General features: G+C 44.0%; 14 protein-coding genes and 1 tRNA gene. 7 read left to right on the top strand and 8 right to left on the bottom strand.

The annotated features are described in order from the left end of the window. Window positions 1-196: 196 nt before the first annotated feature. Window positions 197-1,201 (bottom strand): ornithine carbamoyltransferase, encoded by a 1,005-nt coding sequence (locus BCU07_RS18865; protein WP_102427919.1) that lies wholly within the window; start codon window positions 1,199-1,201, stop codon window positions 197-199. A gap of 157 nt (window positions 1,202-1,358) precedes the next feature. Next, complete coding sequence (gene arcA, locus BCU07_RS18860) at window positions 1,359-2,579, bottom strand: arginine deiminase (RefSeq protein WP_017069412.1); 1,221 nt, start codon at window positions 2,577-2,579, stop codon at window positions 1,359-1,361. A 576-nt stretch (window positions 2,580-3,155) separates the two neighbouring features. On the opposite strand from arcA, the gene rraB reads away from it, so the two are divergent. Together rraB and BCU07_RS18850 are read left to right on the top strand one after the other, a co-directional pair. Continuing rightward, complete coding sequence (gene rraB / locus BCU07_RS18855; protein WP_017058930.1) at window positions 3,156-3,572, top strand: ribonuclease E inhibitor RraB; 417 nt, start codon at window positions 3,156-3,158, stop codon at window positions 3,570-3,572. A 125-nt stretch (window positions 3,573-3,697) separates the two neighbouring features. Continuing rightward, a complete protein-coding gene (locus tag BCU07_RS18850; protein ID WP_017058931.1) occupies window positions 3,698-4,492 on the top strand; it encodes a glycosyl hydrolase 2 galactose-binding domain-containing protein in 795 nt (264 codons plus the stop codon). A 49-nt stretch (window positions 4,493-4,541) separates the two neighbouring features. Here BCU07_RS18850 and BCU07_RS18845 read toward each other — a convergent pair whose 3' ends face one another. From BCU07_RS18845 to pepA, 5 genes are all read right to left on the bottom strand, one after another. After that, complete coding sequence (locus tag BCU07_RS18845) at window positions 4,542-5,036, bottom strand: GNAT family N-acetyltransferase (RefSeq protein ID WP_017066666.1); 495 nt, start codon at window positions 5,034-5,036, stop codon at window positions 4,542-4,544. Window positions 5,037-5,083: 47 nt separating this feature from the next. Then, window positions 5,084-5,488 carry a DUF2061 domain-containing protein gene (locus BCU07_RS18840; RefSeq protein WP_017058933.1) on the bottom strand — a complete coding sequence of 135 codons (405 nt, stop codon included), beginning with the start codon at window positions 5,486-5,488 and terminating at the stop codon, window positions 5,084-5,086. A 228-nt stretch (window positions 5,489-5,716) separates the two neighbouring features. Further along, the gene (locus BCU07_RS18835; RefSeq protein ID WP_102427920.1) at window positions 5,717-8,590 is read right to left on the bottom strand and encodes a valine--tRNA ligase; all 2,874 of its coding nucleotides are present in this window, start codon (window positions 8,588-8,590) and stop codon (window positions 5,717-5,719) included. A gap of 102 nt (window positions 8,591-8,692) precedes the next feature. After that, window positions 8,693-9,142, bottom strand: a complete 450-nt coding sequence (locus BCU07_RS18830; protein ID WP_017055302.1) for a DNA polymerase III subunit chi — start codon at window positions 9,140-9,142, stop codon at window positions 8,693-8,695. 99 nt (window positions 9,143-9,241) lie between these two features. Beyond that, the gene (pepA, locus tag BCU07_RS18825) at window positions 9,242-10,762 is read right to left on the bottom strand and encodes a leucyl aminopeptidase (RefSeq protein ID WP_017058936.1); all 1,521 of its coding nucleotides are present in this window, start codon (window positions 10,760-10,762) and stop codon (window positions 9,242-9,244) included. A 192-nt stretch (window positions 10,763-10,954) separates the two neighbouring features. Between pepA and lptF the strand changes: the two genes are divergently transcribed. Both lptF and lptG read left to right on the top strand, forming a co-directional pair. Continuing rightward, window positions 10,955-12,055, top strand: a complete 1,101-nt coding sequence (lptF, locus tag BCU07_RS18820; protein ID WP_017058937.1) for an LPS export ABC transporter permease LptF — start codon at window positions 10,955-10,957, stop codon at window positions 12,053-12,055. Between the two features lie 3 nt (window positions 12,056-12,058). Next, on the top strand, window positions 12,059-13,129 hold the full coding sequence (lptG, locus tag BCU07_RS18815; protein WP_017058938.1) for an LPS export ABC transporter permease LptG: 1,071 nt from the start codon (window positions 12,059-12,061) through the stop codon (window positions 13,127-13,129). A 64-nt stretch (window positions 13,130-13,193) separates the two neighbouring features. Here lptG and BCU07_RS18810 read toward each other — a convergent pair whose 3' ends face one another. Continuing rightward, window positions 13,194-13,670: an RDD family protein gene (locus BCU07_RS18810; RefSeq protein WP_102427921.1), complete on the bottom strand. Its 477-nt coding sequence runs from the start codon at window positions 13,668-13,670 to the stop codon at window positions 13,194-13,196. A gap of 194 nt (window positions 13,671-13,864) precedes the next feature. Here BCU07_RS18810 and BCU07_RS18805 point away from each other — a divergent pair. From BCU07_RS18805 to BCU07_RS18795, 3 genes are all read left to right on the top strand, one after another. Then, window positions 13,865-13,949: transfer RNA gene (locus BCU07_RS18805), tRNA-Leu, on the top strand. 582 nt (window positions 13,950-14,531) lie between these two features. After that, window positions 14,532-14,939: a VOC family protein gene (locus BCU07_RS18800; RefSeq protein ID WP_017058940.1), complete on the top strand. Its 408-nt coding sequence runs from the start codon at window positions 14,532-14,534 to the stop codon at window positions 14,937-14,939. A gap of 83 nt (window positions 14,940-15,022) precedes the next feature. After that, window positions 15,023-16,276 (top strand): HD-GYP domain-containing protein, encoded by a 1,254-nt coding sequence (locus BCU07_RS18795; protein ID WP_017063746.1) that lies wholly within the window; start codon window positions 15,023-15,025, stop codon window positions 16,274-16,276. The last annotated feature ends 338 nt before the right edge of the window (window positions 16,277-16,614 follow it).

Raw genomic sequence — 16,614 nt, 5'->3', positions numbered from 1 at the left:
TGGTAAGCATCTTAGCTTACGAGCAATATTTGGTGTTTTCACAATATTACTATGTGTTTTCACAATATCATTATGTTTTATCACAACATTGCTTGGCGTCATTTTCATTACTCTCAGACAAATTGCCGAGAATTATACGCTTTCAATTTGTGAGCGCAAGCGATTACATCAAGCTTTTGTTTACTTTCAGTATTCGCTATTGACCCAGTGTCGCAACCATTACCGCTTTGATGGTATGCATGCGATTCTCAGCTTCATCAAACACAATTGAGTAATCCGATTCAAAGACTTCATCAGTAACTTCTAAACCGTTCATTCCATACTTATCTGCGACTTGCTGGCCGATCACGGTTTCATTGTTATGGAAAGCGGGTAGGCAGTGCATGAATTTCACTTGAGGATTGCCAGTGAGCTTAATGACATCCATATTCACTTGGTATGGTCTCATTACCGCTACACGTTCGTCCCAAGCTTCAGGGGCCTCGCCCATTGAAACCCAAACATCGGTATAAAGGAAATCACAACCTTTCACGCCTTCAGCAACGTCTTCAGTTAACGTGATTTTTGCGCCAGTGTTTTGCGCAATGGTTTGGCACTCTTCAACAAGCTGCTCTTCTGGCCAAAAGGCTTTTGGCGCGACAAGGCGAATATCCATGCCCATCTTCGCGGCTCCGACTAACAGAGAGTTACCCATGTTATTGCGTGCATCGCCTAGATAAGCAAAGCTGATTTGGTGTAGATGCTTCCCGCGGCCATGCTCAAGCATAGTGAGGAAATCAGCCAAGATCTGAGTAGGGTGGAACTCATCGGTTAAGCCATTCCAAACCGGCACGCCCGCATAAGCGCCTAAGTCTTCAACGATACTCTGACCAAAGCCACGATACTCGATGCCATCGTACATGCGTCCCAATACACGCGCCGTATCTTTCATTGATTCTTTTTGACCAATCTGAGAACCAGAAGGGCCAAGGTAAGAGACTTGAGCACCTTGATCAAAGGCGGCCACTTCAAACGCACATCGTGTTCGAGTTGATGCTTTCTCGAAGATCAAAGCAATGTTTTTGCCGTTGAGTTTCTTCTGCTCAGTGCCTGCATACTTAGCTTTTTTTAGGTCAGCAGACAGGTCGAGTAAAAACTGAATCTCTTTAGGAGTAAAGTCGAGAAGTTTTAGAAAGTTACGATTGCGAAGATTAAAGGCCATCTCTCGCTCCTTGCGTATATAGAATCAATGAAGAACTTAGTTAAACATAAAAATGCTATATTTGTGAATATTTATTTTATTAATTTGATAAAAAAGGCCAGTAAATGAATACTGGCCTAGATAATACTATTGAGTCTGTTTAACTGAGCTCTTTGACTTAGATACCGTCTCTTTCGATAGGGCAACTCATACAGCGCGCGCCGCCACGACCACGGCCTAGCTCGTTGCCAGGAATCGTTAGAACTTCGATACCCGCTTTGTCGTATTTCTCATTGGTGTAAACATTACGCTCATAACCAATCACGGTACCAGGTTTCACTGTCAGTACGTTGTTAGCGTCATTCCACTGTTCACGCTCAGCTTCGTAGTTATCACCGCCGGTAGTGATGATCTTCAGTTGATCAAGGCCTAGTGCGCCTTCAATCGCTGACAGGTAGTTTTCAGCTTTCTCGACACGCATTTCGCCGTTTTCTTTTGGCGTTAAGCGCCAAGTGTCGAGGTCTTTACGAACGATCTCTGGATAGACAGAGAACGTGTCGATATCCATGTGTGTCATCACCGTATCAAGGTGCATACAAGAGCGGTGTTTTGGTAGATCGATCGCAATCACTTCGCTCGCTTGGCCTGATCTAAATAGGCTAGCCGCTAGGTTTTCGACACCTTGTGGTTTCGTACGCTCTGAAATACCAACCAGTACCGCACCTTTACCGATAACCAGTACGTCACCGCCTTCAATGTTAGCGTTGTCGTAGTGAAGGTCTTCGTCACCAAAGTACTTAATGAAATCTTGGCCTGCGAACACTGGGTGCCAGCGGTAGATAGCACGCAGGTGGTTCGTTTCACGTTGACGTGCAGGCTTCATCATTGGGTTAAGCGATACACCACCGTAAACCCAGCAAGAAGTATCTCGCGTAAATAGGTGGTTAGGCAGTGGCTCGATAACGAAATCGAGTGGTCGATGCATTTTAGGCAGCATCGATGATGATTTGATAGGAAGCTCAGAGTAGGCCAAGCCACCGAGTAAGATCGTTGCTAGATGCTCATTATCCATTTGAGCAAGGTAGTTTCTTAAGTCACGGGCGAAAGTCGGCCCATAACGGAAATCTGAGATTTGAGTATTCAGCAACCACTCACGAGCCTGAGATACGGCAAGCGTTTCTACTAGCAGGTCATGCAGCAGTAGTACTTCTACGTCTTGGCTGCGCAGCGTTTCTGCAAAGGCATCATGTTCTTCACCAGCGGCTTCAACGGCAAGTACATCATCAAATAGAAGATCATGACAGTTTGAAGGGGTGAGGTGGGTGAGTGCTCTTTCAGGTCTATTTAGGAGAACTCGTCTCAATTGACCGACTTCGGAGCCAACGTACAGCTTACTCATTTTGCATCCTTACTATTAATCCAGCGTCTATTTATGACAAGCTTGTCCGTAATATGCAAGTTTTGTAGATTGAGTTAATACAAGGTATTTGGGTAATAATTGGTCATAAAACCTGTTATTTTTAAGTTTATACAGATTAAATTCCAACTAACTGGCTATCGAACGGAACAACGTTTTTGAGGATCTATGCTCAATTCGTGGCTTGTTAGAATTGAATTTTGCTTATTAATCGTGATTTTTTATTCACTATTATGCACTTTTTGATAACAAGCTGAGGATTTATGCACCCCCAAAGCGGTTTAGCGTATGCACCTAACGTGACTAATCACGCAAGTTTTATTCAATAAGCCCTAAAGTGGCCACAAAAACGAAATGCTAAAATACGGCGCAGTTAATAAAATGTTGAAAATTTGTTTCTGTGATTTTGATTTCACTTTTGAATTGATATTGGCGCTGCGATCTCGCGATAAACTTACCTTTCTAGGCCTGATCTGGGTGGCTTTTCTGGACGATCCGTGCCATATTTCGTGGCAATCAAATTTGATCTTTTCATAGTCAACACTCTGGAGCAGACACATGTCTCACGAAGATGAATATCTATCAGTAGCGGAATTAATTGAATTTCAAAAGGAAGAGACTCGCGACATCATTACAGCATTAATTGAAGATGGTAGCGATCCTGAAGCTCTATACGATATCGAGCATCACCTATTTGCTGAAGATTTCGATGTGCTTGAGAAAGCGGTTGTTGAAGCATTCAAAATGGGCTTTGAAGTGCTTGAAGCTGAAGAGACAGAAGACGAAGATGGCAATAAGCTACTTTGTTGTGATGCAACGATGCAATGTACTCTGAATGCAGAAGCGATTGATGAGCAAGTTGAGAAGCTTGTAAACCTTGCAGAGAAGTTTGACATTATCTACGACGGTTGGGGCACTTACTACGAAGGTGAAGATGCTATCTACCCAGACGAAGATGATGAAGGCGAAGAGTAATTCTTTCCCAATTTTAAAAAATGCCAGCCTCGAGCTGGCATTTTTTTACCCTCAGAAAAATAAATGTCTTTATATGCATTCATTCATTATAATGCGGTCAAAATTGATCTAGCTCAAGGAATGATATGCGGTTGCTTCTCGATGGTCTTTGGCAAATTTCGCCACTGACGGATCTCTCTATCCCACAAGATGACATCACCTTTCCGGCTCCGTTAAGCTCAAAGCTCCCTGATAGCTTGAGTGAAAGTCAAATTGCAGAGCAAGAGTGGCACCTGATGCACGACATCGAAGTGGATGACGCTATGTTAGCGTGTCCATTTGTTGAGTTAGTGATGGCTGGAGTCGATTATTTTGCTGAAGTTCGACTTAATGGTGTGGCTGTTTTTGATTGTGATGGTAGCCAAGCTGAATACCGTAAAGATATCCGTCCTTATATGCAGTCCGGCCGAAACCGTTTCGAGATCCTTTTCCTTGAAGAAGAGGAGAGCCTATTGCTTGAAGAAGACATGGATGACTCTGTATCTTCACAGGCTATCGCTAAATCTGATTCACGCATCGGGATTTGGCAAGCGCCATACCTGCAGTTCGTTCGAAACGTCAAGCTAGAGCAAGTTGTCACAGAGCAGATCTGGCACCACGGTGGTGGCTGTGAGTTTAAAGTGGATGTTATCTATCAAACGCTAAAGGCGGGGTTAGTATCGGCATCCATCAAGTTTAATGGTATGACTCTCGTGATGCCGATTGATGTACGCGCTGAACATACTGGCGTCGTGTTCCAGGTCGAAGCTCCTATCATTTTTGATATTGAGAATCCTAACCCCAAGTATCTATACCCATTAGAAGTGGTACTTGATGGGCAAGAAGAGAGTTCTTTTGTTGCCTTGAACCCAACTTCTTGCGTCAGTAACTTTCTACGTTAACTCCGTATATTTTAGCGTTATCTTCTTTCGCTATAGCGGCGCATTCTGCTTATAACGACTTGGCCATGACAACCTCACAAGCGTCGTGGCCTGTTTCTCCCCAAGCTGACTCAAGATGCTCAAACCCAAGCTTCTCATAGAGTTTGACCGCAGCACCCAAGCACTTCGTCGTTTCTAAATACATGTGTTGATACCCAAGTTGCTTGGCTTGCTTTAAGCTCAAAGCGACAATTCGCTTGGCTAGGCCATGCCCTCGAGTTTGCGGTAAGAAGTACATCTTTTGTAGCTCACACACATTGGGTTTACCTGCTAGAGGGGCAAAGCCACCGCCTCCGACGATCTTTCCGTTGTGTTCGATAACCCAGTACATTGCATTCGCTTGGCTATAGACAGAGTACATATCATCGAGTGTTGGGTCGGCTACGCCATAACCTTTATCTTCTGTGAGTCCATGCTCAGCCGAAACTTGGCGAATGATTTGTGCGATGCTTGGGTTGTCTTGCGGTGTAATGGGTCTAAGGGTGAACTCAGCAATTTGTTCCATGATCTGCCTATGAAAGGGTCACTAATATGTGACCCAATATATGGTGACTAAGCATGTTGGTGCAAACAGAATTGTTGTTGTGCCATTTGGTCGCCTGATTTACGTAACCAGACTTTCTCGTGGAAGTAGTAAGCAACGGTATTTAAAGTTGGCTCTAGCAAAGCCATCACGCCGCCGATGAAAGCATCTCCAGTCAACAAGTAGACAACGGTAAAGGCAACACTAAAGTGGATGGTAGCAAAGCTTGCTGTTTTTAATTTGGTCATCCACTGGCGAGCTTTAAGAGCTGGAACTTGAGCCCACGCCTTTTCATGAAAATAGAAGGCAACAGTATTCACAGAGGGCTCAATCATAGCGATTAAGCTACCAATTAAGATGTCGCCTGTTAGTACATAAGCGACACTAAATGCGATAGTAAAATGTAATGCAGCAAAGGTTAGTGTCTTTTTCATGATAATTACTCAGTCGTTGTGTTGTTTTGATAGGTCTATTATTGAGAATTATTATCATTAAGTATAATGGGAAGTAGAGATTAATTTGATAGATGAAACCTATCAATCAGTGCGGCTAGAGTGAGAAGCATTGGAATATTGGAATCAGGGACATAAAAAAAGGCTGGTCACCAAGACCAACCTTTCTATTTAGACCGAGAAGTTTGAAGCCTTCTCGTTCACTCGGTTTTAAAGCGCAGCGATTGTCGCTTTTTGCTCTTCAAGCTTAACAAGAGTTTCCTTGTAGCCTTCAAGCTTTTCACGCTCTTTCGCGATAACTGCTTCTGGTGCTTTAGCAACGAAACCTTCGTTACCTAGCTTACCTTCGATACGTTTAATCTCGCCGTGAGTCTTAGCGACTTCTTTATCTAGACGAGCAAGCTCTGCATCTTTGTCGATAAGACCCGCCATTGGGATCATCAACTCAGATTTGCCAACCAGTTTAGTTGCACAAGCAGGAGTCTCTTCACCATCAGCTAGAACTTTAATATCGTCTAGCTTAGCTAGAGAAGTAAGAACGATCTTGTTCGCTTCGATACGAGCGGCATCTTTCTCATCAGCAACCTTGATCATTACTTCTAAGCCTTGGCTTGGTGCAATGTCGTATTCCGCACGTAGGTTACGGATAGCAGTGATGAAAGTCTTAACCCATTCGATGTCGTCAACGATCTCAGCATTGAAGTTAGCTTCATTAAACTGAGGAAGCGCTTGAGTCATGATCGTCTCGCCTTTAACGCCGTCTACTAGCGGCTTAACGCTCTGCCAGATAGATTCAGTGATGTAAGGAAGAACAGGGTGAGCAAGACGCAGAGTCTTCTCAAGAACCGTGATAAGCGTGTAACGAGTCGCTTGTTGTTGAGCTTCAGTACCTTTCCAAAGAACAGGTTTAGTTAGCTCTAAGTACCAGTCACAGAATTGGTTCCAGATGAATTCGTAAAGCGTGTTTGCTGCCATGTCTAGACGGTAGTTGTCTAGGTGAGCATTAAACTCTTTCGCTGCAACTTCAAACTGAGACTCAATCCACTTATCGGCTAGAGAGAATTCCCTGTTTGCACGGTCTTCTACAGACAGTGACATGCCACAGTCGTGCTCTTCTGTGTTCATCAGTACGTAACGGCTTGCGTTCCATAGCTTGTTACAGAAGTTACGGTAACCTTCAAGACGCTTCATGTCCCAGTTGATGTCACGGCCAGTTGAAGCCATAGCAGCAAGAGTGAAACGCAGTGCGTCAGTACCGTAGGGTTCGATACCGTTTTCGAATGTTTTACGTGTGTTCTTTTCGATCTTAGCAGCCAGTTTAGGTTGCATCATGTTGCCACAACGCTTCTCTACTAGCTCTTCAAGGCCGATGCCGTCAATCATGTCGATTGGGTCAAGTACGTTACCTTTCGACTTAGACATCTTATCGCCGTTTTCATCACGGATAAGACCTGTCATGTAAACAGTTTTGAAAGGTACTTGAGCCTTGCCATCTTCGTCTTTCACGAAGTGCATGGTCATCATGATCATACGAGCAACCCAGAAGAAGATAATATCAAAACCAGATACTAGTACTTCAGATGGGTGGAATGTTTTCAGTGCTTCAGTATCTTCAGGCCAGCCTTGTGTGCCGAACGTCCAAAGTGCAGAAGAGAACCAAGTATCCAGTACGTCGTCGTCTTGCTTAAGCACAACAACAGGCGCTAGGTTGTTCTTTTCACGAACTTCTTCTTCAGTGCGACCTACGTAAACTTTACCATCGTTGTCGTACCATGCTGGGATACGGTGGCCCCACCAAAGTTGACGAGAGATACACCAGTCTTGCACGTCACGCATCCACGCGAAGTACATGTTTTCGTACTGCTTAGGTACGAATTGGATTTGACCATCTTCAACCGCTTTAACTGCAGGTTCTGCAAGAGGTGCTGTGCGCACGTACCATTGGTCAGTCAGCATTGGTTCGATAACCACGCCACCACGGTCGCCGTAAGGGACAGTCAGGTCGTGATCTTTGATCTCTTCAAGAAGACCAAGCTCATCGAATTCAGCAACGATAGCTTTACGTGCAGCAAAACGCTCCATACCTTGGTACTTAGCAGGGATACCTGTTGAGTAAACATCGCTTTCTTCGCCGTTAGTCGTGAAGACTTCAGCAGCATCACGGATATCAGCATTGAACGTTAGGATGTTGATCATCGGTAGGTTGTTGCGCTTACCCACTTCGTAATCGTTAAAGTCATGAGCTGGAGTGATCTTCACACAACCCGTGCCTTTTTCCATGTCTGCGTGCTCATCGCCTACGATAGGGATAAGACGGTTTACAACAGGAAGTAGGATTTCTTTGCCGATAAGATCTTTGTAACGAGGATCTTCTGGGTTAACAGCAACACCAGTATCGCCAAGCATGGTTTCAGGACGAGTCGTCGCAACAACGATGTAGTCTTTACCATCTGCCGTTTTAACACCGTTCGCTAGCGGGTAGCGGAAGTGCCACATGAAACCTTTTTTGTCTTTGTTTTCAACTTCAAGATCCGAGATTGCCGTGTGCAGTTTAGGATCCCAGTTTACTAGACGTTTACCACGGTAGATTAGGTCTTCTTCGTATAGACGAACAAACACTTCTTGAGTCGCAGCCGATAGGCCGTCATCCATAGTGAATCGTTCACGATCCCAATCTACAGATGCACCAAGACGACGAAGTTGTTGAGTGATCGTGCCACCTGATTCGCCTTTCCATTCCCAGATCTTGTCGATGAAAGCTTCACGGCCGTAGTCGTGTTTTGTTTTGCCTTCTTCGGCAGCAATCTTACGCTCAACAACCATTTGAGTTGCGATACCAGCGTGGTCAGTACCCACTTGCCAAAGCGTGTTTTTGCCTTTCATACGTTGAGCACGGATAAGCGTATCCATGATCGTATCTTGGAACGCGTGACCCATGTGTAGGCTGCCAGTGACGTTCGGTGGCGGGATCATGATGCTGTAAGCTTCTTTTGATGTGTCACCGTGTGGCTTAAAGTAGCCTTTCTCTTCCCAAGTCTTATACAGAGCTTGTTCGATTGATGTTGGGTTGTATGTCTTTTCCATAGTGCTCTTAAACGGATACTGTGAATGGTTAATCGTGGTCAAACTTCATAAGTGAAGCTTCTTGAATCTAAATCCAAAGATAGCTTTAACTATGAGGTTTGACTATGGATGTTGAATCTCGATAGTTTGTAGCTGATATCCAGCTTGACGGTAAATTTTATACCTTTCTCGAGCGAGTTGCTTAGCTTTTTCTTCGCAAGGGACGAAGTCTATCACCTGAGCAAAGGCGTTCGCAAAGGTTGTATGATTATCGGCCAGATTAATTACTAGCTGACGATTCCAATTGTGTTTTACACCTTGGTAGCCGATTTCAATGTTGGTTGAATATTTCGGCCCTTCGCCAACTAAGTTGTGCGCAATAAATTCGCTGGGTTCAACTTGCCAGAAAATCTCTGCGATACGCTCGGCATGTTCTTTGTCATTACAGTTGAGGTAAAGTTTAGCGCCTTGTTTCGCAAAGTGCTGAGCAAGAAACAGCACATAGTGAGCAAAACCTTCTTCACTGGCTTGCGGGCTGTCTGATGACACTATGTAAAACGTAGCTGTCTGCATGCTTAATACTCGAACTGGAAATCGTGGCTATTCATCTTACTGGGTCAATCGACTCTAACAAATAGCGCTTATTAAAAAAGGGCCCGTAGGCCCTTTTCATTATTTTGAAGATTGCTCTTCAGTCTCTTGGCCGCTGCGGTTCAATAAGAATTGGACAAGCATTGAGACAGGACGACCTGTCGAGCCTTTCGCTGCGCCTGACTTCCACGCCGTACCAGCACTGTCGATGTGTGCCCAGTGGTACTTCTTAGTGAATTTAGACAGGAAGCAACCAGCAGTAATTGTGCCGCCAGGACGGCCGCCGATGTTCGCCATATCAGCGAATGGGCTGTTTAGCTGCTCATGGTATTCGTCAGCCATAGGTAGACGCCATGCTCGGTCGCTTGCTTGCTCTGAAGCATTAACAAGTTCATGAGATAGTGGGTTGTGGTTTGATAGAACGCCACTGATGTGGTGACCTAGAGCAATAACACATGCGCCAGTTAGTGTCGCAACGTCGACAACACAATCAGGTTCAAAACGCTCAACGTAAGTTAGAGCATCACATAAAACCAAACGACCTTCTGCATCAGTATTTAATACTTCAACGGTTTGACCAGACATCGTAGTTAGGATGTCACCAGGGCGATAAGCGTTGCTACCAGGCATATTTTCACAACCCGCTAGAATACCAACAACGTTGATTGGCAGGTTAAGTTTCGCCAATGCTTTCATTGTACCGAATACAGAGGCAGCACCACACATATCGTACTTCATCTCATCCATGCCTTCGCCAGGCTTAAGTGAGATACCGCCTGAATCGAAAGTAAGACCTTTACCGACTAGGACGATAGGTTTTGCGTCTGGATCCGGAGCGCCTTTGTATTCCATGATAGACATCATCGATTCGTTCTTAGAGCCACGGCCTACTGCTAGGTATGAAGTCATACCCAGTTTTTCCATCTCTTCTTCGCCAATGATCTTAGTCTTCACAGTTTCATAATCGTCAGCTAGGCGACGAGCTTGAGATGCAAGGTAAGCAGGGTTTGCGATGTTCGGTGGCATATTGCCTAGATCTTTCGATGCTTTCACACCTGAAGCAATAGCAAGGCCATGAGAAATAGCTTTCTCACCAAGGCTCAATTCACGACGTGTAGGTACGTTGAATACCAATTTACGTAGTGGGCGACGAGTCTCTGGCTTATTACTCTTGAATTGGTCAAACGTGTAAAGGCCATCTTTAGTTGCTTCTACAGCTTGACGAACTTTCCAGTAAGTGTCGCGACCTTTAACGTGAAGTTCTGTAAGGAAACATACTGCTTCCATAGAACCTGTTTCGTTTAGTGTGCTGATGGTTTTTTGGATGATTTCTTTGTATTGACGTTCGCCTAGCTCACGCTCTTTACCACAGCCTACCAGTAGAACACGTTCTGAAAGTACACCAGGTACTTGATGCAGTAGTAGCATCTGGCCAGGTTTACCCTCTAGATCACCGCGACGAAGCAGTGAACTAATATAGCCATCGCTAATCTTATCTAATTGCTCGGCGACTGGAGAAAGGCGGCGCGGTTCGAATACACCGACAACGATACATGCGCTGCGTTGTTTCTCTGGGCTGCCACTTTTTACACTGAACTCCATGCGTACTCCTACATCCTGAAGACAAATCGAACTAAATGTTAGATAATGGGTTCTTACTTGTTGGATCCTATAATGGAACTAACCTTAAAGAAGAACGCTAACACTTAGCTAAAAATTTAAAAAAATAAAAGGTTCAACGGGAAATTATAGTGATTCAATCAAAAAAACAAGTTTTGTATAGGTAATTTGAGCGTGATTATTGTTAGATATTTGATCCGCGAGACAATCAAGAGCCAATTTGCGATCTTTTTTGTTCTCTTTCTCGTGTTTCTCAGCCAAAAATTCATCAGTGTTTTAGCGGATGCCTCTGATGGTGATATCCCTGCGAGTCTTATATTGTCGATTGTTGGCTTAAATATGCCAGCGATGGGCCTATTGATGCTTCCACTCAGTATCTATATTGGTATTTTGCTTACTTTTGGCCGCCTTTACGCTGAAAGTGAAATAGTGGTCATGAACGCCACCGGTATCGGTAATAAATTCCTGATCCAATCTGCGCTTTACCTCGCTTTAATTACGGCATCTGTTGCAGCCTTTAACTCATTTTGGTTATCTCCTTGGTCACAAGACAAAGTTGAACAAATGTATGAAGAAGTAGCTGCAGAGAACAGCGTTGATTTGCTACCAAAAGGTAAGTTTGAAGGTACGCCGGATGGCTCTTCTGTCGTGTTTATTGATGATATCGACGGTAATAAGTTAGAAAACGTGTTCGTAGCTCAAATGCGTCCGCGTGATTCTGTACTGCCAAGTGTGATGTTCTCGAAGTCAGGTGATGTAAAAGAGCTCAGTGATGGTCGCCAAGTGATCGTAATGTACGATGGTACTCGTCATGAAGGCATTCCGACTCGCCTCGACTACAGGGTGACGCACTTTGAAGAATACGAAGGCCTGATTGGTCAGCGTGAAGTTGAGAAGAAAGGTCGAGACTGGGAAGCGATCCCTACGCTTGAACTGATTGGTAACTCAAATAATAGTGCGAAAGCAGAGTTGCAGTGGCGTATTTCTTTGGTACTTTGTATTCCATTGTTGACCATGCTTGTCGTGCCACTGTCTGCGGTAAACCCTCGACAAGGTCGTTTTGCGAAAATCGGCCCAGCAATACTGATTTATCTCACCTATTTCTTAGCAATCAGTGCAACCAAGTCTTCAATCGAAGAGGGGAGCATTCCTGCGGTAATCGGCATGTGGCCAATCAATGCGTTATTGTTATTTGTCGCGATTGGTGCCAACTTTATGGATAGCGTGCCAGTAAGGCGTTTGAAAGAAAAATTCAAGAATAAGAGGTTGGCTTAAGCCGTGTTTAAGATTCTCGATTTATATATAGGCAGAACCATCATCGCAACGACGTCACTGGTATTGGTGACGTTTGTTGGTCTCTCTGGGATCATCAAATATGTAGAACAGCTAAGAAAAGTTGGCCGTGGTACATACGATCTATTACAAGCGCTGTATTTCGTTTTATTGAGTATCCCTCGTGATATCGAAATGTTCTTTCCAATGGCTGCATTGCTTGGCGCATTGATAGGGCTTGGTATGCTTGCTGCAAGTTCTGAGCTTGTCGTTATGCAGGCAGCTGGTTTCTCTAAGTTAGATATCGGCCTATCAGTACTTAAAACAGCTATTCCACTGATGATCGTGGTGACATTGCTTGGTCAATGGGGAGCACCGCAAGCGCAGAAAATGGCTCGTGATTTAAGAACTATCTCGATTGCTGGTGGTAATATTATTTCGACGCAAAGTGGTGTCTGGGCTCGTGATGCCAATGACTTCATCTTCATTGTCAAAATCGATGACCAGAAGCTATATGGAATGAACATGTGGCGCTTTGATGAAAACAAGGCACTTAAAACCGCTATTTATTCTGACGAAGTTGATTACGTTGGAGACAACGTGTGGACGATGAAGGATGTAGAGATCACGTCTTTTGAAAACGAACTTCAAATTACTAAAGAAAGTTTACCGACTTACTCTTGGGAAACGTCATTAGCTCCAGATAAGTTGGCGATAGTAACGGTTAAACCAGAAGAGCTATCGTTAAGTGGGTTGTATGATTATGTTTCTTATCTGAAGGCGTCAGAGCAAGATGCATCACGCTATGAATTGGCGCTGTGGAGAAAGATAACCCAGCCAATTTCGATCGCGGTTATGATGTTGATGGCACTGTCGTTTATCTTTGGTCCTTTGCGTAGTGTGACCATGGGTGCGAGGATTTTGTCAGGTGTTATTGCTGGCTTTACCTTCTATATATCCAGTGAGTTCTTTGGCCCAGTGAGTTTGGTTTATCAAATACCACCCGCCTTTGGCGCAATAGCCCCGAGCGTGGTGTTCCTTGGAATTGCCATCATGCTCTTGAGGCGGAAACTGTAAATAGTAAAAAGGAAGGCATAACGCCTTCCTTTTTTGATCTTGATTGGAGCTAACTTAAATCACATTATCGTGCTTGTGGTAACACAACGACTTCGGTCTTTGCCCAGATATCGTGAAAGCCACGCTTTTTTGGATCGAATGGAACACATAGGTTTGCCAATCCAAAACCTGAAGTACCTAAACGAATCAGCGCCTGAGTTACTGTGATCGCTGAGCCATCTTTGTTTTGAACGCGCAGCTTCCAAGCTCTCATGCCGAGAGTTTGACCAGCTCTAGTCCAGAAGAACACGAAGAAATATACCCAAACGGCGACTAAGTAAAAGGTATATGCAGGGCTCCAAATCGGATGGTTGGTTAAGAAGTCACTAACATCGGCATAACCGCTGTGGTTAAAAATGCCGAGAGCCATGAGCGCGTGCAGTAGAGCGACAATGACGCCAGCCGCCAACATTTCAATAGCGATTACGATCAGAGCGTCGTAGAACAAGGCACCAAATCGGCGCATGACTCCTGCTGGTGGCAGAGTGTTTGTTGATGTCATGTGTTATTACTTCTTTAAAAATTGAGGCGTCAGAATATAGTTTAAGGCTTAGCCTGAAAAGAGACATGACGCACAGCTTATGACTTAGTGGCGAAATTATCGGCAAACACACATGAATTCAAGTTTTTATACTTGCCACATCAGTTCGCATACGTATAATGCCAAACATCGAAAGGGCAATGCCCCAAGATAATGCCGGTATGGTGAAATTGGTATACACGACGGATTCAAAATCCGTTGCCTTCGGGCGTGGCGGTTCAAGTCCGCCTACCGGTACCATATTTAAATGACAAAGCCTCGACGAAAGTCGGGGCTTTGTTGTATCTGGGATATAGGAAGCGTTGCCTTCGCGGTGGCGGCAGGAATGCCTGTCCAATCAGTCCGCCTACCGGTACCAAACATAGAAAGGTCGCTTTTATAGCGACCTTTCGTCGTTTTGGGCGTTTGTGAATTTTAAATCCAGCGTGTCGGCTTGGATGCAAGCCCAGTCAAGTCACCTACCGGCACCATATTTAAATGACAAAGCCTAGATGAAAATCGGGGCTTTGTTGTGGGGTATAGGAAGCATTGCCTTCACGGTGGCGGCAAGAATGCCTGTCCAATCAGTCCGCCTATCGGTACCAAACATAGAAAGGTCGCTTTTATAGCGACCTTTCTATGTTTTGGACGTATGTGAATTTGAAATCCGGCGTGTCGTTGCAGTTGCTCTTCAATCAGACAGATCTTGATGTTTCACTCCTAAATCTCATAATTTCCCTTCGCTATTCGATCTGATAATGAATTAATTATCTTAAATCATGATGTTACCTGTCATTCTCTTTTCTATTGTCTATGTTTAAAGGACTAACAGAGGAGATAGATATGCTGACAGTAACCCCTTACTTGTTTTTTGATGGTCGTTGTAATGAAGCGTTGGATTTTTATCACAAGTGCTTTGGTGGTGTGGTTTTATCTAAGCAGCTTTTTAGTGATGCACCACAGGTAATCGAGGGCGCTCAACCTGATTGGGTTATGCATGCTGAGTTTGAAGCGTTTGGTATGAAGCTGATGATGTCTGATGGTGTTAAGGCAAAAGAACTTGAAGGCAACAATCTCGCTCTCTCTCTTGTGACTGAAGATAGCGCGACTCAAGAACAAATCTTTGAAAAGCTCAAGAAGGGAGGGCGGATAATGACTCCACTCGCAGATACTTTTTGGGGGGCTCGATTTGGCAAAGTAGAAGATAAATTCGGTATACGCTGGATGGTGCACTGCGACTCTTTAAGTTGAGCCTGTGAAATTGGATAGTGAAATTGCTGCTTGGTTTTATTAGAATTATAAATAGAGATTAATCATCAATATTATATATAAAAATGGGCAGCATAAAGATTACCGTAGATCGCATTCAGCCCGGTCTGCATATACGACTCCCCGTAAAATGGAATGAACACCCATTTTTATTCAACAGCTTTAAAATCAAAGATGACGCTCAAGTAAAAGTAATTCGACATCTTGGGATTAAGCACGTCTATATAAACCTGAGTCAAAGTGATACCTCACCTTTACCTGTTAATCACGTAGGTGAACAAGAAGTCGATATTGATTCACAGGTAAGCCTTGAAACGGAAAGAATGTGGAAAGATAAGCATGAGCGTATCGAAACCCTTAGCTCTTACCGCCGCAGGGTGAGTCATTGTGAGAGAGAGTTTGAACGTTCGCTTGCTCGAATGCGATCTGTGATGACCAAGATCCGTAACAGACCTTTAGATGCGGTAGGGGAGGTTAAGGCTCTTGTTGATGATATCGTTGAAACTCTAGTGAGCGATGATAACGTCACCTTGCACCTTATGAATGCTAAAGCAGATTTCGAAGATATTTACTTTCATACTCTAAATGTTTCGGTTGTTGCACTGATGATAGGAAAGGCCAAAGGCTATAACACACAGCAATTGAAAGACCTCTCATTCGCAGCGTTGTTTCACGATGTAGGCAAGATCAAAATACCAGTCGCGATACTAAGAAAGCAGAGTGCACTAACGGTGCCAGAAGAGAACTACCTGAAGCTTCATACTAAATACGGTGCGGATATTGTATCGGCAATTGATGACTTTCCTGAAAGTGCTAAAAAGGTGATCGCTCAACATCATGAGATGAATGATGGTTCTGGCTACCCCGAGGGCTTAAAAGAACATGAGATTGATGAATTTGCCAAGATAGTCGCCGTGGCTAATGCATTTGATAACCTTTGCCATGGTAAAACGCAATCTCAACAAATGATCCCGTATTTGGCACTGTCCCACCTATATAAGAGCTGCAAGCATCTATATAGCCAAGATAACTTGGGGCTGTTAGTTAAGTTCATGGGAGTCTATCCACCAGGAACTGTAGTACAGCTTTCAAATGATTCTATTGGGATTGTGATATCCGTTAACGCTAAACATATGCTTTATCCAAATGTACTTATCTATGATCCTAGCGTGCCAAGAACCCAAGCTCCGATCATTGACCTCTTTATTAAAGAGATCAAAATCGTTAATGCCGTTCATCCAAGCAAATTACCTGAACAAGTTCGAGAGTATCTAAACCCTAGGGCTCGTTTATCTTACTTTTTTGATAGTGGAGAGTAGTTATCCACAGGTCGTTGTGGGTAATTTGTTCGAAACTTGGGGTGAAAGTGGTATAAATAAGCCCTTGGTTGAAATGTCTTCGCTTAACCTCTTTTTTTAATAAAAAACGCATTTATTGCTTGCCAATATGAGCGGCATCTCTATAATGCCGCCTCACTGACACGGCAGACGCCACAAGGCTTCAGCGAGAAATGTTAGTAAGGCAACTAGCTTTAAGCGATGATTCGCTTCTACTTTTAGAAAGTAGGAATTAATTCCAAATAAGTGTTTGACACTGAGAATTAAATCGCTAGAATGACCGCCTCTTCCGAAGTGATGTAAGTCACAACGAAGAGAAG

The organism is Vibrio sp. 10N.261.54.E10 (assembly GCF_002877735.2).
In the GTDB taxonomy this organism is placed as follows: domain Bacteria; phylum Pseudomonadota; class Gammaproteobacteria; order Enterobacterales; family Vibrionaceae; genus Vibrio; species Vibrio crassostreae_C.
Note: the sequence above shows the minus strand (reverse complement) of the source record. Positions and strands in the feature narration are given on the sequence as shown.